At 69.7% G+C, this 23,449-nt stretch carries 21 protein-coding genes; 14 read left to right on the forward strand and 7 right to left on the reverse strand.

All coding sequences use genetic code 11. The annotated features are described in order from the left end of the window. Nucleotides 1-14 precede the first annotated feature (14 nt). Nucleotides 15-590, forward strand: a complete 576-nt coding sequence (locus tag AB4Y74_RS01505; RefSeq protein ID WP_441797352.1) for a TetR/AcrR family transcriptional regulator — start codon at nucleotides 15-17, stop codon at nucleotides 588-590. Between the two features lie 30 nt (nucleotides 591-620). Here the strand turns inward: AB4Y74_RS01505 and AB4Y74_RS01510 are convergent, their stop codons facing one another. After that, on the reverse strand, nucleotides 621-1,241 hold the full coding sequence (locus tag AB4Y74_RS01510; protein ID WP_441797353.1) for an MBL fold metallo-hydrolase: 621 nt from the start codon (nucleotides 1,239-1,241) through the stop codon (nucleotides 621-623). 163 nt (nucleotides 1,242-1,404) lie between these two features. On the opposite strand from AB4Y74_RS01510, the gene AB4Y74_RS01515 reads away from it, so the two are divergent. The 3 genes from AB4Y74_RS01515 to AB4Y74_RS01525 are packed head-to-tail and all read left to right on the forward strand — an operon-like array spanning nucleotide 1,405 to nucleotide 6,076. Then, nucleotides 1,405-2,436, forward strand: coding sequence for a 3-oxoacyl-ACP synthase III (locus AB4Y74_RS01515; RefSeq protein WP_441797354.1), 1,032 nt, complete (start codon nucleotides 1,405-1,407; stop codon nucleotides 2,434-2,436). A 5-nt stretch (nucleotides 2,437-2,441) separates the two neighbouring features. Then, on the forward strand, nucleotides 2,442-5,099 hold the full coding sequence (locus tag AB4Y74_RS01520) for an alpha/beta fold hydrolase (RefSeq protein ID WP_441797355.1): 2,658 nt from the start codon (nucleotides 2,442-2,444) through the stop codon (nucleotides 5,097-5,099). Next, entirely contained in the window at nucleotides 5,096-6,076 is a 981-nt protein-coding gene (locus AB4Y74_RS01525; protein ID WP_441797356.1) for an NAD-dependent epimerase/dehydratase family protein, read from the forward strand. Before AB4Y74_RS01520 ends, AB4Y74_RS01525 begins: the two co-directional genes overlap by 4 nt. Here the strand turns inward: AB4Y74_RS01525 and AB4Y74_RS01530 are convergent, their stop codons facing one another. Continuing rightward, nucleotides 6,077-7,066, reverse strand: a complete 990-nt coding sequence (locus AB4Y74_RS01530; protein WP_441797357.1) for an NADP-dependent oxidoreductase — start codon at nucleotides 7,064-7,066, stop codon at nucleotides 6,077-6,079. A gap of 241 nt (nucleotides 7,067-7,307) precedes the next feature. Between AB4Y74_RS01530 and AB4Y74_RS01535 the strand changes: the two genes are divergently transcribed. From AB4Y74_RS01535 to AB4Y74_RS01545, 3 genes are read left to right on the forward strand one after another with little or no spacing between them, the layout of a single operon-like run. Then, complete coding sequence (locus tag AB4Y74_RS01535; protein ID WP_441797358.1) at nucleotides 7,308-8,039, forward strand: DUF4397 domain-containing protein; 732 nt, start codon at nucleotides 7,308-7,310, stop codon at nucleotides 8,037-8,039. Nucleotides 8,040-8,097: 58 nt separating this feature from the next. Continuing rightward, nucleotides 8,098-8,523: a hypothetical protein gene (locus AB4Y74_RS01540; RefSeq protein WP_441797359.1), complete on the forward strand. Its 426-nt coding sequence runs from the start codon at nucleotides 8,098-8,100 to the stop codon at nucleotides 8,521-8,523. Nucleotides 8,524-8,544: 21 nt separating this feature from the next. After that, nucleotides 8,545-8,721 (forward strand): hypothetical protein, encoded by a 177-nt coding sequence (locus AB4Y74_RS01545; protein WP_441797360.1) that lies wholly within the window; start codon nucleotides 8,545-8,547, stop codon nucleotides 8,719-8,721. On the opposite strand, the gene AB4Y74_RS01550 is transcribed toward AB4Y74_RS01545, so the two are convergent. From AB4Y74_RS01550 to AB4Y74_RS01560, 3 genes are read right to left on the reverse strand one after another with little or no spacing between them, the layout of a single operon-like run. After that, nucleotides 8,711-9,454 (reverse strand): anti-sigma factor, encoded by a 744-nt coding sequence (locus AB4Y74_RS01550; RefSeq protein ID WP_441797361.1) that lies wholly within the window; start codon nucleotides 9,452-9,454, stop codon nucleotides 8,711-8,713. The two genes, AB4Y74_RS01545 and AB4Y74_RS01550, sit on opposite strands and share 11 nt — an antisense overlap. Continuing rightward, entirely contained in the window at nucleotides 9,444-9,986 is a 543-nt protein-coding gene (locus tag AB4Y74_RS01555; RefSeq protein WP_441797362.1) for a sigma-70 family RNA polymerase sigma factor, read from the reverse strand. The genes AB4Y74_RS01550 and AB4Y74_RS01555 overlap by 11 nt, the downstream gene beginning before the upstream one ends. Before the next feature lie 57 nt (nucleotides 9,987-10,043). Then, entirely contained in the window at nucleotides 10,044-11,603 is a 1,560-nt protein-coding gene (locus AB4Y74_RS01560; protein ID WP_441797363.1) for an SLC13 family permease, read from the reverse strand. Nucleotides 11,604-11,696: 93 nt separating this feature from the next. Between AB4Y74_RS01560 and AB4Y74_RS01565 the strand changes: the two genes are divergently transcribed. Both AB4Y74_RS01565 and AB4Y74_RS01570 read left to right on the forward strand, forming a co-directional pair. Then, nucleotides 11,697-13,373 carry an MFS transporter gene (locus AB4Y74_RS01565; protein WP_441797364.1) on the forward strand — a complete coding sequence of 559 codons (1,677 nt, stop codon included), beginning with the start codon at nucleotides 11,697-11,699 and terminating at the stop codon, nucleotides 13,371-13,373. A gap of 4 nt (nucleotides 13,374-13,377) precedes the next feature. Further along, nucleotides 13,378-14,883, forward strand: coding sequence for a leucyl aminopeptidase (locus tag AB4Y74_RS01570; protein ID WP_441797365.1), 1,506 nt, complete (start codon nucleotides 13,378-13,380; stop codon nucleotides 14,881-14,883). Nucleotides 14,884-14,907: 24 nt separating this feature from the next. On the opposite strand, the gene AB4Y74_RS01575 is transcribed toward AB4Y74_RS01570, so the two are convergent. Continuing rightward, the gene (locus AB4Y74_RS01575) at nucleotides 14,908-15,720 is read right to left on the reverse strand and encodes an ABC transporter permease (RefSeq protein ID WP_441797366.1); all 813 of its coding nucleotides are present in this window, start codon (nucleotides 15,718-15,720) and stop codon (nucleotides 14,908-14,910) included. Further along, nucleotides 15,717-16,613 carry an ABC transporter ATP-binding protein gene (locus tag AB4Y74_RS01580; RefSeq protein WP_441797367.1) on the reverse strand — a complete coding sequence of 299 codons (897 nt, stop codon included), beginning with the start codon at nucleotides 16,611-16,613 and terminating at the stop codon, nucleotides 15,717-15,719. Before AB4Y74_RS01580 ends, AB4Y74_RS01575 begins: the two co-directional genes overlap by 4 nt. Before the next feature lie 143 nt (nucleotides 16,614-16,756). On the opposite strand from AB4Y74_RS01580, the gene AB4Y74_RS01585 reads away from it, so the two are divergent. Genes AB4Y74_RS01585 through AB4Y74_RS01605 form a run of 5 tightly spaced genes read left to right on the forward strand, consistent with a single transcriptional unit; the run spans nucleotide 16,757 to nucleotide 23,447 of the window. Beyond that, the gene (locus AB4Y74_RS01585) at nucleotides 16,757-18,397 is read left to right on the forward strand and encodes an ABC transporter substrate-binding protein (protein ID WP_441797368.1); all 1,641 of its coding nucleotides are present in this window, start codon (nucleotides 16,757-16,759) and stop codon (nucleotides 18,395-18,397) included. 43 nt (nucleotides 18,398-18,440) lie between these two features. Beyond that, the gene (locus AB4Y74_RS01590) at nucleotides 18,441-19,412 is read left to right on the forward strand and encodes an ABC transporter permease (protein ID WP_441797369.1); all 972 of its coding nucleotides are present in this window, start codon (nucleotides 18,441-18,443) and stop codon (nucleotides 19,410-19,412) included. After that, nucleotides 19,409-20,290 (forward strand): ABC transporter permease, encoded by an 882-nt coding sequence (locus AB4Y74_RS01595; RefSeq protein WP_441797370.1) that lies wholly within the window; start codon nucleotides 19,409-19,411, stop codon nucleotides 20,288-20,290. The genes AB4Y74_RS01590 and AB4Y74_RS01595 overlap by 4 nt, the downstream gene beginning before the upstream one ends. Nucleotides 20,291-20,292: 2 nt before the next feature. Continuing rightward, complete coding sequence (locus tag AB4Y74_RS01600; RefSeq protein WP_441800376.1) at nucleotides 20,293-22,026, forward strand: dipeptide ABC transporter ATP-binding protein; 1,734 nt, start codon at nucleotides 20,293-20,295, stop codon at nucleotides 22,024-22,026. Further along, nucleotides 22,023-23,447: an NtaA/DmoA family FMN-dependent monooxygenase gene (locus AB4Y74_RS01605; RefSeq protein ID WP_441797371.1), complete on the forward strand. Its 1,425-nt coding sequence runs from the start codon at nucleotides 22,023-22,025 to the stop codon at nucleotides 23,445-23,447. The genes AB4Y74_RS01600 and AB4Y74_RS01605 overlap by 4 nt, the downstream gene beginning before the upstream one ends. The last annotated feature ends 2 nt before the right edge of the window (nucleotides 23,448-23,449 follow it).

Consider the following 23,449-nt stretch of genomic DNA (forward strand, 5'->3'; position numbering starts at 1 on the left):
ATAAGCTGTGAACCATGCCGGACGGACGACGGGGAGCCGCGCGCAGCGAGGCGGCGCGGCTGGCCATTCTGGACGCCACAGCGGCCCTGTTCGCGGAGCGGGGCTACGACCACCTCAGCATCGAGGGCATCGCGGCCCGCGCAGGCGTCGGCAAGCAGACGGTCTACCGGTGGTGGTCGGGCAAGAGCGAACTCATCTCGGAGTGCCTGCTCGAAGGCAAGCTCCTGCCGGACCACTTCGTGGTCGCCGACACCGGAGACCTGCGAACGGACCTGGTGGCGTGGCTGCGCGAGGTCGTCGCCGTCCTCGAGAGCCCCGCCGGCGAAGGGCTGTTCCGTTCACTTATCGCAGCGGCGACGGCCAATGAGGATGTGGGCCGGCGCCTGCGGGAGTCGCTCGCCGACCCACGGCTGTTCTCTCAGCGGTTGCGGGATGCGCGCGAGAGCGGCGAGCTCCGGCCCGATCTTCCGATCGAGGACGTCAGCGAGACCATCATCGGTGCCCTCGTGTTCCGGGCGCTGGCGCGAACGCCCTCGGACGCGGGGTTCCCCGAGCGGCTGGTCGACCTCATCCTGGGCGCACGCGGCTAGCTGCCCCGCCCCAGCGGTGGTCGTCGCTCGTCACGCGGTGGGCCGCCACGGTTCGGTCGCGTGAGCGAGCCAGACCTGCTGGGGCTCGAGAGCGCGGATGAGCCGCTGGCCGTCCGTCGTGGGCTCGTCGAGCTCACCGAACCACACCGCCGTGTCCCCGGCGATCACGATCGGACGCTCGTCCGTCTCGACCACGACGATCTGCGAACCGCGCGTGTGACCCGGCGCTGGAACCAGCCTGACCCCCGGGAGCAGCTCGACCTCCCCATCCACTGCCGTGTACTCGACCCCGGGAGCGTCGACCCACTCCCGGATCGTGTAGTCCTCGAGGCTGCGAGCATCCTCGAGCTCCCGGCGCTGCACGTACACCGGTCGGCCACGGAAGAGGTGATTGCCGCCGCAGTGGTCGAAATGCAAATGGGTGTTCACCACGGCGGTGATGCCGTCGAGGTCCACGTCCTGCTCGCTCAACGGCTCGAGGATCGGATCCATGTCGGCCACCGCAGGATGCAACTCGGTCATCCCGGTATCCACGAGAATTCGTCCGGCCGGATGATCGATCACGTGCACGACGACGGGTAACCGCTCCTCGACGGCGAGCAGGGTCGCCACCGGGATGGGCGTGATCGTGATGCTCTCGGGGATCGTCATTCCGCACCTCCACAGACCGGGCGCCACATTCCAGCTGGTTGCATGCGGTCACTGTACATCTGCCCGTTCCGGGCGTCGCGAAGGGGCGTGCGGCGGGCAACCCCATCCGGCGGCTGAGGGCAACCCCCAGTCGAAACCCCGTTTTCAGAACTATGGTGTTGAAATGGCCCATATTCCCGGGAACGCAACCACCCGGCACAGCAACGTCTCGTTGCTCTCGGTCGCGACCACGCTGGCAAATCGCATCACCACCTCTGAGGAGATCGAGCGGCACCTGGTGCCGGTGCTCGAGCGGTTGAAGTTACCCACGGGGCTGCTGCAGCGTGTCGCCGGTGTTCGCGAGCGACGCAACTGGGAAGAGGGCACGACCTTCGACTCGGCCGCCGTCGACGCGGGGCGTCGCGCGCTCGCCGAGGCGGGTGTCCGACCCGACCAGGTCGGGCTCCTCATCAATACGTCGATCACGCGCCCGCATCTCGAGCCGTCTGTGGCGGTACGCATCCACCACGGGCTCGGCCTGCCGTCGTCGGCGATCAACTTCGACATCACGAACGCCTGCCTCGGGTTCGTGAACGGGATGACCCTCGCCGCCGGCATGGTCGACTCCGGGCAGATCGACTACGCGGTGGTGGTCGACGGCGAGGACGCCGACCAGGTGCAGCTCAACACGATCGAGCGCCTGCAGCGGGCGGGCATCGGGCGGGCGGAGTTCATGAGCGAGTTCGCGAGCCTCACCCTCGGGTCGGGAGCCGCAGCCGCCGTGATCGGCCGAAGCGACCTCCATCCGGACGGCCACCGCATGCTGGGCGGCGTCACCCGCGCGGCGACGCAATTCAACGCACTGTGCGTCGGCAGCGTCGACGGCATGTTCACGGACGCCAAAGCGCTCCTCAAGGGCGGCATGGATCTCGTGACCGCGGCATGGCGGGAAGCGCGCAAGCACTGGAACTGGACCCAGATGGACCGCTACATCATGCACCAGGTGTCGGACGTGCACACCGACGCGATCGTGAAGGCGGTGAAACTGGACCGCTCGCGCATCCCGCTCACCTACCCGACGCTCGGGAACATGGGGCCGGCTTCGATTCCGATCACACTGGCGCAGGAGGCGGCGTCGCTGCGACGCGGCGACCGGGTGCTGCTCATGGGCGTGGGTTCGGGGCTCAACACCTCGATGCTCGAGATCGCCTGGTAGGCGGCATGGGGGCAAGCTTCCCTCCGTCCGGCCTGCCCGGCCTCGACGGGGATCACTCGCGTCTCGTCACTGCCGCAGGCGCCGAATGGCACCTGCTCGACACCGGCCCAGCGCTCGACGCGGCCGGCATCACTCCGGTCGGCACCCTGCTGTGCGTGCACGGCAACCCCACCTGGTCGTACCTGTGGCGCCGTCTGGTGGCCGCGGCAGCGGCCGCCGCGCAGGGCGATCCCGGCCGTGCCGCTTGGCGGGTGATCGCCGTCGACCAGCTCGAGATGGGCTTCTCCGAGCGAACCGGCCGCCTGCGCCGCCTCGCCGACCGGGTCGCCGACCTCGGCGCCCTCACCGACACACTGGGCCTCGCGGGGCCGGTCGTCACGGTGGGGCACGACTGGGGTGGGCCCGTGAGTCTCGGCTGGGCGATCGATCATCCGGACCTTCTCTCCGGGGTCGTGCTTCTGAACACAGCGGTACATCAGCCGGAGGACCGATCGATCCCCGCGCCCCTGCGTGCGGCCCTTGCCCCAGGGATGCTCGACGTCGCGACGGCAGGGACGACGGCGTTCCTCGAGACGACGCTCTCGCTGGCGCGGCCGCGGCTCGATCCGGCGGTCCGCGACGCCTTCCGCTCGCCGTACACATCGGCGGCGCGGCGGCGCGGCATCCGCGATTTCGTCGCGGACATCCCCGTCGACGCCTCCCACCCGAGTTTCGCCGAACTCGATCGCATCGCGACCGGGGTCACGGCTCTGGACGTCCCGGCGCTCATCGTCTGGGGCCCGCGGGATCCCGTGTTCGGTGAGGTCTATCTGCGCGACCTGCTCGAGCGGATGCCGCACGCCGACGTCCATCGCTTCGAGGGCGCGGGTCACCTCGTCGCCGAGGAGGTCGAGTACGCGCCGATCGTGCTCGATTGGCTGGAGGAGAAGGTCCTCGCGCCCACCGCGAACACGGCGGCGGACACGGCGGCGGCTCCTGCGGAGTGGTCCACCCAGCCGTTGTGGGCCGCGATCGAACGCAACGCCGGCAGCGATGCACCCGCCCTGATCGACATGGGTGCCGGCCCGGATGACGTGGCACGCGTGATCCCATGGTCGCAGCTCGCCCGCCGGGTCGACGAGCTCGCGCACGGCTTGCTCGCTGCGGGCGTGCGGCCAGGGGACCGGGTGAGCCTGCTCATCCCGCCGTCGGCCGACCTCACGGCCGTGCTCTACGCCGCCGTGCGCGTCGGCGCTGTCGTGGTCGTCGCGGACGCCGGCCTCGGAGTGCGCGGCCTCGGCCGGGCGATCCGGGGCGCGCATCCCACCGTCATCGTGGGTGCGCTCCCCGGGCTGGCCGCGGCCCGCGCCCTCGGTTGGCCCGGCCGTCGTATCTCCGTCGCCACCCTGTCACCCGTGCTGGCGCGCTCCCTCGGCGTCGAGCGCTCCCTCGGCGACCTGCTGCGGCTGGGCCGGGCGAGGATCGCAGCGTCGGATCGCGCGCCCCTGGCGACACCGGCGCCGTCGGACCTCGCGGCCGTGCTCTTCACCTCGGGCTCGACCGGTCCGGCGAAGGGCGTGCGGTACACGCATGCTCAACTCGGAGCACTGCGGGACGCGCTCGCCGATCACTACGAGCTCGGCGCGGGGACGGGGATCGTCGCCGGGTTCGCCCCGTTCGCTCTGCTCGGGCCGGCGCTCGGCGCCCGGTCGGTGATCCCGGTCGGCGACGTCACCGCTCCGCGCACCCTCACCGCGAGCGCCGTCGCCGATGCGGCCGGAGCCGCCGACGCGACGGTGGTCTTCCTTTCGCCCGCGGCGCTCGCGAACGTCGTGGCGACGGCCGATGCCCTCGATACGGCGCAGCGCGACGCGCTCGCGCGGATCCGCACCGTCCTCTCGGCCGGCGCGCCGGTCCCGGCGCGGCTGCTGGAGCGCATCGTAGAACTCATGCCGGGCGCGACGGCCCACACCCCCTACGGAATGACCGAGGGGCTGCTGATGACCGACATCACGCTCGAGGGCATCCGAGCGGCTTCGGAGGACTCCGCGGCGGAGGATGGGGCGGCCGGCGGGGTGTGCGTCGGCACGCCCGTCGAAGGCGTCACCGTTCTCATCAGCCCGCTGGACGCCGACGGTCGACCCACGGCGCAGCTCACGGGCGAGCCCGGCATCACCGGAGAGATCGTCGTCGATGCGCCCCACCTGCGCGACGGGTACGACCGCCTGTGGGCGGTCGACCGCGTCGCGAAGTCGCACAGCGAAGGTGGCGCGCGGCGACACAGCACCGGCGACGTCGGCCACCTCGACACGCGGGGTCGCCTCTGGGTGGAGGGACGACTCCAGCACGTCCTGGTCACACCCGACGGTGTGGTGACTCCCGTCGGCATCGAGCAGCGGATCGAGGGTGTCGCCGGCGTGCGCCGGGCCGCCCTCGTCGGCGTCGGCCCGCGGGGCACGCAGGCGCTTGTCGCGGTGGTCGAACTCGTCGGCCCGGCGCGCTCGGGGCTGGCACAGGCATCGCTGGCCGCGGCCGTACGAGCGGCATCCCCCCGGCCCCTCGCGGCCGTGCTCACCGTGACCTCGCTGCCGACCGACATCCGCCACAACTCCAAGATCGACCGCACGGCGCTCGCGACCTGGGCCGACGCGGTGCTCCGCGGCAAACGGGTGCGCCGACCATGAACGTGCTCGTCACGGGAGCAAGCGGCTACCTCGGAGGTCGCGTCGCAGCGGCGCTCGTGGCACGCGGCCACGAGGTGCGCACGCTGCAGCGGCGCCCCTCCGGCATTCCGGGTGCCGTCGACGTGTTGGGAGATGTGACGGATGCTGCGCGGGTGCGGGCAGCAGTCGAGGGCATGGATGCGGTCGTGCATCTCGCCGCGAAGGTCTCGCTGGCTGGCGCCGTGGCCGACTTCGACCGGGTCAACGTCGGCGGCACCCGCACGGTGCTCGCTGAGGCGCGGGCCGCCGGCGTGCGCCGGGTCGTGCACGTGTCTTCGCCGTCCGTCGCGCACGCGGGCGCGTCGCTCATGGGCGATCCGGCTCTCCCCGCCGACCCCGACCGGGCGCGCGGGGATTACGCGCGCACGAAAGCCGCAGGGGAGCTTCTGGCTCTCGCCGCCGACGCACCCGGCTTCGCCGTCGTCGTCGTGCGACCGCACCTCGTGTGGGGTCCGGGCGATCCGCAACTCGTCGGCCGCATCGTCGAACGCGCCAAGGAGCGGCGGCTGCCGCTGATCGGGAGCGGCTCCGCGCTGATCGACACCACCTACATCGACAACGCGGTCTCAGCGCTCGTCGCGGCACTCGACCGCGCCGACGCGGTCCACGGCCGCTCCTACGTGGTGACGAACGGCGAGCCCCGGCCTGTCGCCGAACTTCTCGCCGGCATCTGCACCGCGTGCGGCGCCCCCGCTCCCTCGTGGCGGGTGCCCGCATCCCTCGCCCGCACCGCGGGGAGCGTCGTCGAAGCCGCGTGGCGCATCCGGCCGGGCCGCGACGAGCCACCGATGACCCGGTTCCTGGCCGAGCAGCTCTCCACCGCCCACTGGTTCGACCAGCGCAGCATCCGTGCGGACCTCGAATGGTCGCCGGTGGTCACGATCGACGAGGGTCTGGCGCGGCTCGCCGCGTGGACGGCCGCTGCAGAGAAGCACTGATCAGGCGCGGGACTCCTGGACGTCCCGCGCCTTCAGCGTCCGGTAAGTGGTCACGGGATGCGTGCCCAGCACGATCTTGCCGCGCGAGTGGAGGTTCTGGAGGTCGTCGTACGCGTAGGCGATCTCGTCGAGCGGGTAGAAGCCCGAGATCAGAAGCGTGAACGCCCGCTCATCAGCGAGCCGCGCGAGCCGCTCGAGCTGCGCGGTGCCGTGGGCCACCGACTCGGGGTCGTCGCGCAGCAGCCGGAGCTCGGTCTCTCGCCTGTCGTCGCTCGAACGGTACCGCGACTCCGACACCCCGAGGTCTTCCGCCAGCGCCCGGCCATCCTGCCCGAAGTTGTCGATCAGACAGGTGACGCCGTCGGGCGCGAGGGCACGGATGCGGTCCTCGATGCCGTCGCCGTAGCGCACCGGCTTGATGCCGAGCTGGCGCAGGTAGTCGAAGTTGCGGTCGCCGCAGGTGCCGATCACGCGGGCGCCGCGATGCTTGGCGAGCTGTGCCTCGATGCTGCCAACGCCGCCGGCCGCTGCCGAGACGACGACCGTATCGCCGTCGGCCACTCGGAGGTCGTCGAGCGTGTCGAGGGCCGTCGCGCCCGCCAGGTAGAGGCCCCCTGCAACCTCCCAGGAGACGTGCGGCGGCTTGACCACGAGGGCTGCCGACGGCACCACGAGGTAGGACGCGTGGGCACCGGCGCGGACATGTCCGATGACTTCCGTTCCGCGGCGGAACCGCCCGGTGGGGTCTGCGCTCACGACGATCCCGGCGAAGTCGCTTCCCGAGCGGCGGGGGAACGCCTCGTCGGCCCACGCTTTCTCCCGTCCGCTCCGGATGAAGCCGTCGATGTGGCTAATCCCCGAAGCGATCACTTCGACCAGCACTTCACCCGGTCCGGGCGAGGGGAGAGGCCGCATCCTTTTCTCGAGCACGTCGACATCGCCGTTGCGGTCGTATTCGACCACCAGAGTCTCGTCGTACCGCTTGGCCATGGTCCGCTCCTCCCATGGGCTCGATATCGACCGAGCTTCACTGCTCTTTCGGCTTCATCCGAGTCCGTCGAGAACAGGATATGCCTAGCTTGGCTAGAAACGCGATGGGCTAGGGGATATTGGTTGAGGCGAGAAAAATCGCGACCGCTCATTCTTCGATCCCGGTGCATCCGATCCCCCTGTTTCGGCGGAAAGCATTCAGGGAGGCCATCGAGCGCTCCCGGAGACGAAGGAGTCCATGATGAAGAGAAGCAGGTGGGTGCGGATCGGCGTGATCGCCGCGGCCGTGCTCGCAATGATCGGCGTCGCGGCACCGGCGAGCGCATCGACCCAGCCGACGTGGCGGCCGTTCGGCATTGCCCAGGTGTCGGTCTTCCACGGCGTTCCGGACACCCCGGTGGACGTGTACGTGAACGGTCTGCGAGTGCTGAACGACTTCCAGCCCGGGCACTTCGCGGGACCGTACTTGCTGCCGTCCGGGACGTACCGGCTGGCTATCACGGCCGCGGATGCCCGTAACGACAGGAACCCTGTCATCGGGCCGGTGGCGGTCTCCTTCGCCCGCAACACGAGCTACACGGTCGCCGCTCACCTCACGCCGTCGGGTTCGCCGACGGCCACCGTGTTCACCAATGACCTGTCCAGGACTCCACAGGGCACAGGCAGGCTGATCGTGCGTCACACTGCGGCTGCGCCGGCCGTGGATGTGCTGGCCGGGGGCTCGCCCGTGATCTCCAACCTGACCAACCCGAACCAGGCTGCGCTGGTGCTCCCCGCCGGGACAGTCGATGCCGCGGTGGCGCTGGCCGGGACGACTGCGCCGGTCATCGGTCCTGCGGCCGTGCCCGTGCAGGCGCAGCGCGACACCATCGTCTACGCCTGGGGGAGCGCGACGGCAGGCAACCTGACCGTCGCCGTGCAGTCGCTGCGCCAGGGGAGTCTCTTCGACTTCCCGTGGATGCTTCGCCACTGACACCGGCCGGGCCCGCGCGCGTCCTTCCGGTGCGCGGGCCCGGGCGGGCGAACTAGGCGTGCGCGTCGTCGAGCAGCACGTCCGCGCCGCCGTGCACGCCTTCTTCACGCCGGAGTGGTCCTTCCTGGTCGCCGGTCGGGTCAGTGCGCGGGGGCGGCGGGAGTTCCGCCGTCGGCTCACCGGCACCGTGGCGCTCAAGGACGGAAGTGCCTCCGATGTCGGCCGGCTCGCTGAAAGCGATGTACGTGATGTCCTCATCCGTCTGGGCGCACCGCACACCTGCGTCCTGATCAAAGACGGGCTGGTGAGCGACGAGATCGCGGACCTGGACTCGGCATTGCACCGCACTTTCCTGGCGACCGAAGGCGCGCTCATCTCCTGCATCCCGGGTCGGTTGTGCCTGCTGCAGTGCGACGGCGGCCGGACGCGCCTCCTCCTCTGGGCGGGGGCTGCATCCGAATCGCCGTTTCCGGGGAAGGAATAGGTACGGACCGAGGAGGAACCCATGCAGACAACCGCTGACGACATCGCGCTGGCACTCATCGTCGCCGCCGACAGGGCGGGCGACCCGACCCCCGAACAGTTGGCGCCCATCCTCGCCCGGCTGAGCCGCCGCGAGCGCGCGGTCGTCGCCGGCTTCTTCGAGCGTCTCGCCGATCAGGAGCGACGCGTCAGCGCGTAGCGGGCGTGAGCGTGCCGCGCACGATGCTGTCGCCGGAGTGCCCGGGGTCGCCGTTCAGGGGCTGCTGCGAGACGTCGACCACCGGGTAATCTGCCGCGGCCACGCTCGGGGGCATGACGAAGCGTCCGCTCTCGCCCGAGAGAAGGCCGACGCTGATCGCCTTCGTCAGGTCGCTGCTCATCAGCCACACTTCGCGGAAGTCCGTGCCGCCGGCATCCACGGCTGGGGACTGAAGCTCGACGGCGAGGACAGTGGTGCCGTTGGACTCCCGCTCCATCGTCGCCTGACCGACCGAGGTCGACCAGGCAGGCAAACCGGCGAGCGTCGCCTGAGCCTCCACGCGGTCCGCCGGACGGAGGAGGACCACCGTGGTCACCAGCACCGCGATCACGAACACCGCAGCAGCGGAAAGAAGGATGGGCAAGCGCCGCCGGAGGTTACCCCCGCGCCGGGGCGGTACCGCATCCGCGCCGTGGGAGAGTGACGTGGCGGCCGGGGGAGCCAATGGTTCGAGCGTCAGCTGGGCTCGGATGCCTTCCCAGACCGCGGGGGACGGCTCTTTCAGCTCGAAGTCGAGCGGGCCGTTCTCGCGCGCGGCACGCGTCACGCGCGTCAGGCGCGCGAGTTCGGCACTGCACTCCGGGCACCCCATGACGTGCTCGGCGTCGGCCTCGTCAACGTCGGGGTCGCCCAGCGCCAGCATCGCCAGCACGTCGGGATCGCTATGACTCATCAGCGTCCTCCAGACGTGCCCGCAGCCGGAGCAGGCTGCGCCGGATATGACTCTTGACCGTACCCAGGGGCAGGTCCATTTGGGCCGCGATCTGCGTGTGTGTCAGCCGGTCGTAGAACGCCAGTCTCATGATCTGCTGCGCCACCGGCTCCAGCCGCTCGAGCTCCTGACTCATCTCCACGCTGTCCGCGATCTGGTCGGTCCAGCTCATCGACTGGAGGTACACGCTCTCCATCAGAGCCTCGAGCTCACGCTGGCGTTTGGCGCGTGCTTCGTAGGCATCCACGATCTTGTGCCGGGTGATCGCCATCAACCAGGTGCTGAGCTTTCCCCGGTCCGGATTGAAGCCGTTCCTGCTCTGCCAGGCCGACACGAAGACCTGCTGGGTCACGTCCTCGGCGTCGGAGACGTTTCCGAGGGAACGCAGGGCGAGCGTGTAGACCAGTCGCCCCCAGCGCTGATACAGCCGCTCGATCGCGGACACATCACCGGACCGAAGGTCGGTGATCAGTGAACGCTCCGTGTCATCCACACCGCCATCATCGCTCGCCAAGCGAGGAAAAGCCACCGCGAGCCCGTCGGCACCCAGTCAGAACGGCCAGATGAGCGGGACCAGGCCCACCGCGACGGCGATGAAGAGCACGAGCAGAGGCAGTCCGAGCCTCCAGTAGTCGGTGAATCGCAGCCCGCTCGGACCCATCACCATGAAGTTTGCGGGGGTCGCCACGGGGGTGAGGAACGCCGCCGCACAGACGACGGCCATCGCCATCAGGAACGGCAACGGTGAGACGTGCATCGACGCGGCGACGGAGACGGCGATCGGGGCGATGATGAGCGCGGTCGCCGTGTTGCTGATGAGTTGGCCGAAGATCGCAGCCACCAGACAGAGCGCGGCGAGCACGGCGGTCGGTCCGGCGCCGCCCACCCACCCGATCAGCCCATTCGCGATGGATGCGGCGGTGCCGGTCTGCGTGATCGCCGTCGAGAGGGGGATCATCCCCGCGACCAGGAGGAGGGTGGTCCACGAGATCGAACGGTGTGCCCGCTCGACGGAGACGACACGGGTGAGGACCATCGCGCCCGCGGCGAGCAGGCCCGTCACGGCCGGTGCGAACACTCCTGTCGCCAGCAGGATCACCATCATCGCGAGGATGGTCAGCGCCGTCCAGGCCCGCCAGCCGAGTGGCGCGGCCTGGCGCCGGACCAGGTCGGGCTCATCCACCACCAGCACATTCGGGTCGGTCAGGTTGGTCTCGAGATGGTCCCACCTGCCCTCCAGCAGCAGCACATCGCCTGCCTCGAGAGAGGCTTCCACCTCCAGCGCCTCTCCGCCGCGCTGCACCGCGAGGAGGACCAGGTCCCCGCTGTCGGTCACCATCCCCGGGAAGGCACGCGCGCCCACCAGGCCCGACCGTGGGGGGATGACGACCTCGGCGACACCGGACTCCGATGCGATCAGAGAGCCCTCCGCGACGCCCGGGTACTCGCGCAGCAGGGTGCGGGCGTGGTCGCTGAAGTCTTTCGTCATCGCGGCCGGCGCTCGCGCCGGAACGAGCCGTTGACCGAGGAAGACCGCGATCAGCACGCTTCCGGCGAGAAGGGGGAGCCCGACCAGCGCGAATTCGAAGAAGCCGAACGGCCTCCCCGCCGACGACGCAGCGTACTCGCTGAGGAGCACATTCACCGGGCTCCCGGTCAGGGTCAGCAGAGAGCCGGCGTGAGCGCCGAACGCCAACGGCAAGAGCAGCCGGGCGGGCGCGACAGCGATCCGGGAAGCGATCACGACCACGACCGGCAGCAGCGCCGCCACCGCCCCGTTGACGCTGATCAGGGCCGCCAGCACAGCCACGACCACCATGACCAGGAGGGTCAGCCTGCGCGGCCGGCCTCCTCCGCGCCGCACCAGCTGGCGACCCGTCCACGCGGTCATCCCCGACGAGTCGAGACCCTCGGAGACGACGAACAGCGCGGCGATCAAGACCACGGCCGGGTCGGAGAACCCGGCGAACGCCTGCTGCAGGTCGAGGACGCCGGTGGCCAGCAGGGCGAGGCTGACGCCGATCGCGACGAGCCCGGTGGGGATGCGCCCGCTGAGGAACGCCACGACGGCCAACACCAGGATCCCGATAGTGATCGCCGATTGGCTCATGTCTGAGGACCCTAGCAACGGCCCTTCCGCTCGGACCAGACCGTGGTCCAGACTGGCCCCACGTTCGACCCCCGGCGTGGCGAAGGAGAGACGATGAGCACTGGCACCACCGCCGTTCGGAGCAGTTGGCTGCCGCTCGCCATCGTCGTGCTGACACAGGTTCAGGCGTCTTTCGCGGTGAACGCGCTCACCGTGTCGATGGCCGGCATCACCCACGACCTCGGGATCGCCGCCACCAGTGTCGGCACCGCGATCACGGCGGGAACGTTCGCCATGGCCGCTTTCATCCTCCTCGGCGCGAAGGTGGGCTCCCGGTTCGGGAGCAAAGGCGTCTTCCAGATCGCCGTGTCCATCCACGCGCTCGCGATGCTGGGCGTCGCGCTCGCGCCGAACGGCTCGGTGCTCTTCATCGCCCAGGCCGCATCCGGGGCCGTGATCGCGCTGATCGCGCCGGCGCTGACCGTGTTCATCGCATCGAACTACCACGGCAAGCAGCAGGCCACGGCGATCGGGCTCCTTGCCGCGGCCATCCCACTCGCCGGAGTGCTCGCTTTGCTGATCGCGGGCACCTTCGCAACGGGGATCGGCTGGCGCTGGTCGTTCGTGCTGATGGTCGGATTGGGCGCGGTGAACCTGCTGCTGTCGACCGCGCTGAAAAAGGTGCGGTCCCAGCCGCTGCTCAACATCGACTGGGTGGGAGCGGCCATCGCCGCGGTGTCCATCATCCTGTTGAGCTTCGGTTTCAGCGGCCTGGAGCCCTGGGGGCTCGTGCTGGCGTCCGACGGGGCGCCGTTCACCATCCTCGGTCTGTCCCCGGCGCCCGTACTGATCGTCCTGGGGCTTATCGGGGGGCAGCTCTTCTTTGTGTGGCTGCGGCGGCGACAGGCCCGGGCGCGCTCCCGGATCTTCGACCTCCGTGTGCTCCGCTCCCGGTCGGAGTTGGCGATCACGGCCTGCATGGCGATCATGCTCTTCGTCGGCACGGCGGCCAACTTCCTGCTCCCGCTCTACATGCAGGTGGTCCAGGGGCTGACAGGAATCGAGACGAGCTTCTCGATCATCCCGTACACGATCTCGATCTTCCTCGCGTCGACGCTGGTGGCCACCCTGTACGGCCGGTTCTCGCCGCGACAGCTCGGGGCCGCCGGCTTCATCGTGGTCGCGCTCGCGCTGACGCTTCTCGCCTTCACGATCCGCAACGAGTGGGGTCAGGCCCTGGTGGTGGTCGGCCTGATCCTGCTCGGGCTCGGCCAGGGCTCCATCGTGGCCCTCGTCTTCAACACACTGCTGTCTCGGGCCCCGAAGCCGCTGGCCGGCGACGTGGGTGCGTGGCGCGGGCTGGTGCACAACCTGTCGGGGAGCGTCGGCATCGCCGTGATCAGCGTCTTCGCGGTGAGCATCCTCAGCGGCCTGGTCGCGGCGCAGGCGCAGGAGCATCCGGAGCTGCGACCCGCTCTGATCGCGCAGGTCAATCTCGACAACGTCAACTTCGTCACCAACGACCAGCTGCGAGACGTGCTGTCCACGACGGATGCGTCTCCCGCCGAAGTGGATGCGGCCGTCGCGGTCAACGAGAATGCACGGCTGCAGGCGCTCAAGATCTCGCTCCTCGGGCTCGCCGTCCTCTCCCTGCTGGCCATCGTGCCGGCCACCCGGATGCCGGACAAGCTGCGCGAGGAGCTGCCGGAAGAGCTGGAGCCGGACGATCCGGACCGCATTCTCGAGGACGGCGATAACGAAGCCGATGAACGGCTCGAACAGGAGGCATGACGCGATGCAGACCCATGACCCGGCGAAACTGATCCCGGCTGATTTCGCCCCGGTTCCATCTCTCGTCTGGCTCGGTGCGCTCGACGTCTCGGTCGTCGATGACCTTTCGGCGGATCTCGGTGCGGTGGGCATCGTGGTGGCCGATTCTGGTGACGTTCCGGAGGCGATCGGCTTCGACCGCGAGGCACTGAGCAGAGCCGGTTTCTCGGCCGAGAAGGGCGCGACGCTCGTGCTGCCTCAGCCATCGGGCCCCACCCTCGTTCTCGTCGGGTCCGGCCCGACCGACGAGCTCAGCGGCGCCGTGTTGCGGGACGCTGCCGCCGCGTTCGCGCGCGCCTCGTCGTCGTTCGCCGAGGTCGGACTTCGCGCCCCCGATATCGGCGATGTCGACCCGGCGGCAGCGGCACAGGCGCTCACGGAGGGGACGCTCCTCGCCCGATATCGCTACCGCGCGCTGCGGGCCGAGCACAAGGAGACCGCGCTCACCCGCTTGGAGCTGGCGGTTTCCGACGCCGACACATCGACTGTTGAAGCCGGACGTGCGGCAGGCCTCGCGAATGTGCGGGCGGCGACGGTCGCGCGCGATCTCGCCAATACGCCTCCCGGCCATCTCACGGCCCAGAATCTCGCCGAGATCGCGGTCGAGCTCGGCGAATCGTTCGGTTTCGAGGTCGAGACGTTCGACCGGGACGCACTGATCGAACTGGGCTGCGGTGGACTACTCGGGGTGAACGCCGGAAGTGCCGAGGAGCCGCGGATGATCCGGTTGCGCTACTCGGGTGGCTCCGACCGCAAGCTCGCCCTGGTCGGCAAGGGCATCATGTACGACTCCGGCGGCATTTCCCTGAAACCCTCCGACCCGATGCACCTGCTGATGAAGATGGATATGGGGGGCGCGGCGGCCATCCTCGGGGCCTTCACCGCGCTGCGCGACGTCGGCGTCACCACCGACGTCTCGGCCTGGCTGATGTGCACGGACAACATGCCCTCGGGCTCCGCGTACAAGCTGGGCGACGTCCTCACCGCTCGCGGGGGCACGACGGTCGAGGTCAAGAACACCGACGCCGAGGGCCGACTGGTGATGATGGACGGCCTGGTTCTCGCCACGGAGTGGGATCCGGACGCGATCGTCGACATCGCGACGCTCACCGGTGCCGCCTTGATGGCGCTCGGGCCCCTGACTGCCGCCCTTTTCAGCAACGATCAGCCCCTGGCAGACCGGGTGCGCGCGGCCTCCGAAGCGACCTCGGAGCAAGCCTGGCAGCTGCCGCTCGAGCGCGCCTATCGGAAGCAGCTGGATTCCGACATCGCGGACATCTCCAACCTCGGTGGGGCTTTCGCCGGCGCCACCACCGCTGCGTTGTTCCTGGAAGCCTTCGTCTCGGGCGTTCCCTGGGCACACCTGGACATCGCGGGCACCATGCAATCGCCGACCGATGACTCCTGGCGGGCGGCCGGCGCGACCGGTTACGGTGCGCGCCTGCTCGTCCGGTTGGCGGAGAGCTTCTGACGCGCGGCGAGCGACTCGGTACCGTCAGCTGTCCTTGCGGATCCACCGGAAAGTCAGCCGGCAGGCGATCAGGCCGCCGACGAGCCAGATCAGCAGGACGACGGCGATCCAACCGAGCTGCCAGCTGCCGCTCGGTTCCTGCGCCTCGAAGCTCGCGGGGAGGAAGACGCTGCGCATGCCCTGCGCGATCCACTTCAGGGGGAAGAGCGAGGCGATGTTCTGCAGCCAGGTGGGCAGGAGGTTGAAGGCCAGGTAGACGCCCGAGATGAACTGGAGCACCAGCACGATCGGGATGATGACCGCGGTCGCCGATTTGCCGGTGCGCGGCACGGCCGACAGGGCGATGCCGAGGACGGCGGACGTGACGATCCCGAGCAGGTAGATCCAGACGAAACGCAGCCACGCCTCGGGCTCCGTCGGCAGCGCAACCCCGAACGCCAGCCGCGCGACCAGCAGAAGCAGCGCGATCTGCAGGATGCTCGTGGCGAGCACCTGACCCATCTTCCCCAGGAAGTACGAGACGACCGGCAACGGCGTTCCGCCGAGGCGCTTCAGCGTCCCGTCGCCCTTCTCGACGGCGATGTCGACGGCGAGGTTCTGGACTCCGCTGAGCAGGATGCCGGCGGCGATCATCCCGGGGAGGTAGTAGGCCGCCTGGGTGATGCCGCCGGTGCCGTCCGGCGCCGTGCCGACGTTGCCCAGTCCTTGGAAAGCGACCGAGAAGATCCCGAGCATCACGACGGGGAACAGGAACGTGAAGAAGATCGTGTCGCCCTGCCGGAAGTACGTCCGCGTCTCGTAGCCGGCGCGGACGACTCCGAGGGCGAGGGTGCTCATGCGCGCTCCTTCTCGTCAAGGGCGGTGACAGCTGCACTCGCCTCGGCGGAGTGCACGAGACCGAGGTAGATGTCTTCGAGGCTGGGACGGATGACCTCCAGGTCGCGAGGTTCGGCGCCGGATTCGCGAGTGAGCCGGGAGACCAGGGCGCCGGGCGCGTCCGTCCGCGCCTGCTGCAGAGCGCCGGTGTCGTCGCGCCAGCGGACGATGGGAACCCGCGCATCCGCTCCGCCGATCCGATCGACCGCGCCGATCTCGATCAGGTCGCCGCGCGCGATGACGGCGACGCGATCGCTGAGCTGGGCGGCCTCGTCGAGGTAGTGCGTGGTGAGCAGGATGGTCGTCCCCTCGCGCTTCAGCGCACGGACGAGGTCCCAGAACTGGTGCCGGGCCTCGGGGTCGAAGCCGGTCGTCGGCTCGTCGAGGAAGAGCAGCTCGGGTCGTCCGATCACGCCGAGGGCGACGTCCAGCCGCCGTCGTTGACCGCCCGACAGGCTCCGGATGCGCGTCTTCGCCTTCTCGGTCAGCCCCACAGCGTCGATGAGCTCGTCGACGTCGCGACTGTTCGGGTAGAAGCGCGCGAAGTGGGTGAGCTGCTCGCGCACGGTCACCTCTGCCGCCTCGCTGCCGGACTGCAGGACGATGCCCAGCCGGGCCTTCCAGGCGGTGCTGCCGCTCTTCGGGTCGACGCCGAGCACGCTCACCTCACCGCCGCTGCGGTGACGGTAGCCCTCGAGGATCTCGATGGTGGTGCTCTTGCCCGCGCCGTTCGGGCCGAGCAGGGCGAACGTCTCACCCTCCGCGATCTCGAAGTCGATGCCGCGCAGCGCCTCGTACGAGCCGTACGTCTTGCGCAGGCCGCGCACCACGACCGCGTCGGAAGCCGAGCTCATGCCCTCATCATGGCGGACGAACCCACCTTTGGCACGTCCACGGAGAGCGGCCGTCGGCCGTTCGACACACGGAGTCATCTGGGCTCGACGCGGCTTGCGGTTTCGTCCAGGGTGATGCGAACCCAACGTCCTGAGGAGTCCCCATGCGTTCCCGTACCTCCCGTTCTCTCGGCGCAGCCGCCGTCGTCCTGACCGGCGCCCTCGCGCTGTCGGCCTGCGCCTCCGGCTCCGACGCCGCGAGCGGCGGCGGCCAGAAGGTCACCGGCGGCACCATCGTGTACGCCCACCAGCAGGAGCCGGCGTGCGTGTTCGGCGGCTGGATCGAGCAGGCCTACCTCTCGTACCAGGTGCTCGACAGCCTCACGTCGCTGGACGGGAACCACACCGTCGTCCCCTGGCTTGCGTCGTCGTGGAAGCAGTCCGACGACGGCCTGACCTGGACCTTCGACCTCAAGAAGGGCGTGAAGTTCACCGACGGAACGCCCCTGACCGCAGCCGCGGTCGCCTACAACTTCGACTACTGGCTGAAGGGCGGCAACAACACCGCCAAGGTCTGGCTCGACGGCTACTACAAGGATGCCAAGGCGATCGACGACACGACGCTCCAGATCGACCTCTCGCGCCCCTACCCGCGGCTGGCGGAGAACCTCAGCCAGGGCTACTTCGGCATCCAGTCGCAGCACGCCTTGGAGACGCGGACCAAGGAGCAGAACTGCGAGGCCCCGATCGGCTCCGGCGCGTTCATCGTCGACAAGTGGAACCGCGGGCAGGACATCATCCTGAAGAAGAACGCGGGCTACACCTCGCCGCCGGTGAACGCGAAGCACACCGGCCCGGCGTACGTGGATGAGATCGACTGGAAGTTCGTCGCCGACCCGACCACTCGCGTGGCCGCGTTGCAGGGCGGCCAGGTGGATGCGATCTACGACGTGCCCGCGGTGCAGTGGAACACACTGAAGAGCGGCGGCTACCAGCTCGAGAAGTACGTCACGGCGGGGCGCCCGCAGCAGATCTCGTTCAACACCCAGCAGGGACCGTTCACCGACGAGAAGGTGCGTCAGGCTTTCGCCTATAGCCTCGACCGCAAGCAGATCGTCGACACGATCGGCCGCGGCGTCATCCCGTTCGAGGGCAACGGCGGCGTCAGCCAGGCCACCCCCGGTTACAGCGAGAAGGCGGCGGACTGGTACAGCCAGGACGTGAAGAAGGCGGATGCTCTGCTGGATGCTGCGGGATGGACGCGCAGCGGCAAGACCGGCGTGCGCGAGAAGGACGGCGTGAAGCTGACCGTCTCGCTGCCGTACGGTGCCGGCTCGATCATCAACGCCGACGGCGCCGCGATCCTGCAGGGCATCAAGGAGCAGGCGGACGCGGTGGGCTTCGACGTGAAGCTGCTCCCCGTGCCGCAGAGCGAGTTCTTCTCGGGCAAGTACGCCGGCCCGGAAACGCACGACCTGGCCGCTGGCTACTGGACCGCCGTCACCGCCGGCATCCTCTACATCAACTGGCGCCCGTCTACGGCCGATCACCCGAATTACGCGAATGCGGCGTTCTACAACGACCCGACGCTTGAGCAGCTCATCCTCGACGGCAACTCCGCACCGACCGTGGAGGCGCAGAACGCCGCATACGAGAAGGCGCAGGACTACATCGCCGAACATGCCCTGTCGATCGGGGTGTACGACCGGCTCAGCACGCTCGCCGTCGCGACCAAGCTCCACGGTGTCTGGCAGGAGCACGCACAGGGAGGACCGACGTTCTATGACGCCTACTTCGTCAAGTGAGCTGACCGCCGCGCCCGCTGGTTCGGTAGCCCCGGGGCCGATCGTGGAGAACGCGATCCGGCCCCGGCGGGCCCGCGCCGCCGGTTTCACCATCCTCCGGAAGGTCGGCGCCGCCGTGGTGGTGCTGTGGGGAGCGGCGACCGTCGCGTTCTTCGCACAGCTGGCGCTTCCCGGCGATCGGGCGACGACCATCCTGAACATCCGCGCCGGCCAGGCGCAGGCGCGGACCCCGGAGGAGCTGGCCCAGATCAATCAGCAGTACGGGTTGGCGAAGCCGGTGATCCTCCAGTACGTCGACTATCTCCGTGGCCTGGTCTCCGGCGACTTCGGTACGTCGTACCAGCAGTACCGCCCGGTGACCGCGATCATCGGCGAGCAGCTCGGCAGCACGCTGACGCTGTCCCTCCTCGCAATCGCGTTCGCGTGGGTGATCATGGTCGTCTGGGTGACCCTGACGGCCGGGCGCGGTCCGCGCGTCGGCGGAATCGGATCGACCGTGGATGTGGTCACGGCCGGTCTCCCGGCCTACTGGCTGGGAATCATCCTGCTGCTCGTGTTCGGCCTCGGGCTGCACTGGTTCCCGATCATCAGCGGCTCGTCCCCCGCCGGCATCGTGCTGCCCGCCCTCACACTGGCCATCCCGCTCGCCGGGTTCATGGCGCAGAGCGTGCGAACGGAGTTCGAACGCTCCCTGGACCAGCCGTTCGTCCTGTCGGCGCGGATGCGCGGGATGGGGGAGTGGGGGATCCGGCTGCGGCATGTGCTCCGGCACGCGGTCATCCCGGCGGTGACGCTCTCCGGATGGGCGCTCGGCGCGACCCTGTCGGGTGCGGTGATCGTGGAGTCGATCTTCTCCCGCCCCGGTGTCGGCTCGGTCCTGGTCAGCGCCGTGAACTCGCAGGACCTCCCGGTCGTCACCGGGATCGTCACCCTCGTGGCCGTCGTGTACGTGGCCGCCAACCTGATTGTCGACGTCGTCTACACCGTCATCGACCCGCGTCTGGAGTTGACATGACCGCTCTCGGCACGCCGCCCGCACCCATCGCGGCGCCCTCCACCGGCCCGACGCTCGGCGCACGCCTCGCCCGCGTGCCCTGGGGCCTGTACCTCGCAGTCGCGTTCGCCGTACTGCTCCTGGTCGCCGTGGTCGCGCCACAGGCGCTCACCACGCACCTGCCGACGGCGATCGACTACCAGGCGGCGCTCCAGCCGCCGAGCCTGGCGCATCCGTTCGGCACGGACGAATCGGGACGCGACCTGTACACCCGGGTGGTCTGGGGAGCCCGCGACTCCCTGACGATCGGCCTCGGAGCGGCGGCGGTGTCCATCGGTCTCGCACTCGTGCTGGGAACCGCGGCCGCCCTCGGCGTCAAGCCCGTCGCGGTCGTGATCGACCGGTTCGTGGAGATCATGTTCGCCTTCCCTGCGCTGCTGCTCGCCCTTCTGCTGATCGCCATCGCCGGTCCGAGCGCCGCGACGCAGGTCTTCGCCGTCGGGATCGGCACTGCACCCGGTTACGCGCGCATGATCCGGGGGCAGATCCTCGGCGCGCGCGAATCGGGATACGTCGAGGCGGCGACCGCGCTGGGCCACTCCCGGTGGCGCATCCTCCGGGCGCACATCCTGCCCAACGCCCTGCGGCCGCTCGTCGCCGTGTTCGCCCTGTCGATCGGGCAGTCCATCGTCTGGGCGTCGAGCCTCTCCTTCCTCGGTCTCGGCGTCGCGCCGCCCGCCTCCGAGTGGGGCGCGTTGCTGGATGCGGGGCGGCAATACCTGACGACCGCATGGTGGCTCGTCGTCATCCCCGGGCTGGTGATCGTCGCTGTGGCGCTCGCCGCGACCACCATCGGACGGCACATCCAGGCACGCCTGGAGAGAGGAGAGCGCTCGTGAGCATCGTCGAACGGGAGACCGCGGACATCGTCGAGGAGCTGGACTGGCCGGCCACGCGACTCCGGGTGCGCAACCTGCGGGCGGGCTTCCGCGTGAACGGCGCGCTGCGTCCGGTCGTCCTCGGGGTGAGCTTCGATCTGCGGCCCGGGGAGTGCGTCGCGATCGTCGGCGAGTCCGGTTCGGGCAAGTCGGTGACCGCACGCTCGCTGGTCGGGCTCGCCGGCCGTTCGGCGACGGTCGAGGCGGACGAGCTGACGATCCACCACGAGGATGTGCGCGCGTACACGTCCAGGCAGTGGCAGCGCATCCGGGGCCGAGACGTCGGCTTCGTGCTGCAGGATGCGCTGGTCTCGCTCGATCCGCTGCGCGCCGTCGGCCGCGAGATCGACGAGGCGCTGCGGCTGCACGGCTGGGGTAACCGCCGCGCACGGCGCGAACGGGTGCTGGAGCTGCTCACGCGGGTGGGTGTCCCGTTCCCTGCGGTGCGGGCGAAACAGCGACCGGATCAGCTCTCCGGCGGGCTCCGCCAGCGGGCACTGATCGCCTCCGCGATCGCGCTCGACCCGGACATCGTGATCGCGGACGAGCCCACCACCGCGCTCGACGTCACGGTGCAGGCGCAGGTCTTGGACCAGCTCGAAGCGATGAAGGAGCGGGGTGCGTCCCTCATCCTGATCAGCCACGACCTGTCCGTCGTGGCTCGGCTGGCGGACCAGATCGTCGTGATGCGCGGCGGCGAGGTGCTCGAACAGGGTGCCGCGGCGCAGGTGCTCGGGGACCCGCAGCACGACTACACGCGTGCCCTCATCGCGGCGGTACCGAGCGAGGCGACACGCGGGCACGCCCTCACCCCGGGCGCAGCTCCCGTGACTGCAAAGGCGGCCGCCGGAGAGATCGTGCTGGAGGCCACCGACCTCGTGAAGCGATTCCACACTGCAGACGGGACCGTGACGACCGCCGCCGACCACGTCTCGTTCGCATTGCGCGCGGGTGAGACGCTCGGCATCGTCGGCGAATCCGGTTCGGGCAAGAGCACGACGGCACGACTGGCGCTCGGCCTGGAGTCACTGGACGGCGGCGCCGTACGGCTGCTCGGTCAGCCGTGGGCGCCGCTGCCCGAGAGCCGCCGCCGCGGGCTGCGCAGCCGGATCGGCGTGGTGTACCAGGATCCGCTGAGCTCCTTCGATCCGCGCTGGAACGTGGAACGCATCCTGCTCGACGCGCTGCGCGCGGAGACCTTTGCATCGCCGGAGGAACGGCGGGAGCGTGTTCGCGAACTGCTCGACCAGGTGGGACTGTCGGAGGACGTACTGCCGCGATTCCCGCTGAAGCTCTCCGGGGGAATGCGCCAGCGTGTCGCGATCGCTCGTGCACTCGCGCCCCGCCCTGACGTCATCGTGCTTGACGAGGCCGTGTCGGCGCTCGATGTCACCATCCAGGCCCAGATCCTCGACCTCCTCGCCGGGTTGCAGCGGGAGTCGGGCGTCGCGTACCTGTTCATCTCCCACGACCTGGGCGTCATCAGCCACATCAGCGACCGGGTCATCGTGATGAAGGATGGGGTGGTGGTGGAGGAGGGCACGCCGGAGGATGTGTTCGAACGCCCCGCGCATCCCTACACGCGTGCCCTGATCGCCGCCATCCCCGAGTTCGACCCCCAGCAGGCCCGCACCGCATCAGCCCGCACCGCATCAACCCCCGCCGTATCCACCCCGGAAAGGGAGACCGCCGCATGACCGAGCCGAAACAGCTGTTCGTCAACCTGTTCGAGATGGCCTGCGTGAGCCACATCACGCACGGGCTGTGGACGCTGCCGGGCAACAACCGGGAGCGGTTCGCCGACCTCGACTATTGGCTCGAGCTGGCCCAGCTGCTGGAGCACGGCGGCTTCGACGGCATCTTCCTCGCCGATGTGATCGGCGCGTACGACGTCTTCCGGGGCGGTCCGGAGACCGCGCTGCGCGAGGGCCTGCAGAGCCCGAACCTCGACCCGCTGCTGCTCGTCCCCGCCATGGCCGCAGTCACCGAGCGTCTCGGTTTCGGCGTGACGTTCTCGACCACCTACGAACCGCCGTTCGCGTTCGCCCGCCGCATGTCGACGCTCGACCACCTGACCAAGGGGCGCATCGGCTGGAACATCGTCACCTCCTACCTGCCCAACGCCGCCCGCAACTTCGGCCTCGACGGGGAGATCCCGCACGACGAGCGCTACCGCTACGCCGACGAGTACCTCGACGTGCTGTACAAGCTGTGGGAGGGCTCCTGGGACGACGACGCCGTCATCGCCGACCGTGAGGCGGGCGTCTTCACCGACCCGTCGAAGGTGCGCTACATCGACCACGTCGGTGAGCGATTCCGGGTCGCCGGCCCGCACATCGTCCACCCGTCCGTGCAGCGCACCCCCACGCTGTTCCAGGCGACCGGATCGCCGGCGGGAATCGAGTTCGCCGGGCGGCATGCCGAGGTGGTCTTCACCGGAGGCCGTACGAGCGAGGAGTTCCGTCGCAACGCCGACGGGATGCGCGACGCCGCCGAGCGGCACGGTCGCGAGCGCGACGACATCCGCTTCATCGCGATGGCCGGCGTCATCGTCGGCCGGACGCAGGAGGAGGCGGAGGACAAGTGGCGGCTGTACCGCGAGCGCGCCAGCCTCGACGGCATCCTCGCGCACAGCAGCCTGCCCATCGACCTGACCGCGTTCCCGCGTGACATCACGGTGCGCGAGGCGCTGGCGCGCGCCGACTTCCCGGCGTCGAAGGTGCCGTACCTGCCGCTCGACACGACCGTCGGTTCGGCGCTCGACTTCATCAAGGCCGGACGGGATGAGCGGTTCCTGGTGGTCGGCGACCCGAAGACGGTCGCCAACGCGATCGAGCGTTGGCTCGACGAGGACGGCCTCGACGGCATCAACCTCCGGCAGTACCACTCGTTCGACACGGCCCGGGACTTCGCCGAGCTCGTCGTCCCCGAGCTGCGCCGCCGTGGACGGCTCCCGCAGGAAGGGGAGCAGTCCGGGACGCTGCGGGAGCGGCTCTTCGGGGCCGGCCGGAGCCGCCTGCCCGAGCGACACATCGGCGCGCGCTACCGCAATGGCGCCAACCTCGACACGCCGGTGCCGCCGCTGCAGCTGCAGTTCGAGCACGCGGCGTCGTTCTGAAG

The sequence above is a fragment of the Leifsonia sp. RAF41 genome (assembly GCF_052114085.1).
Taxonomy (GTDB): domain Bacteria; phylum Actinomycetota; class Actinomycetes; order Actinomycetales; family Microbacteriaceae; genus Leifsonia.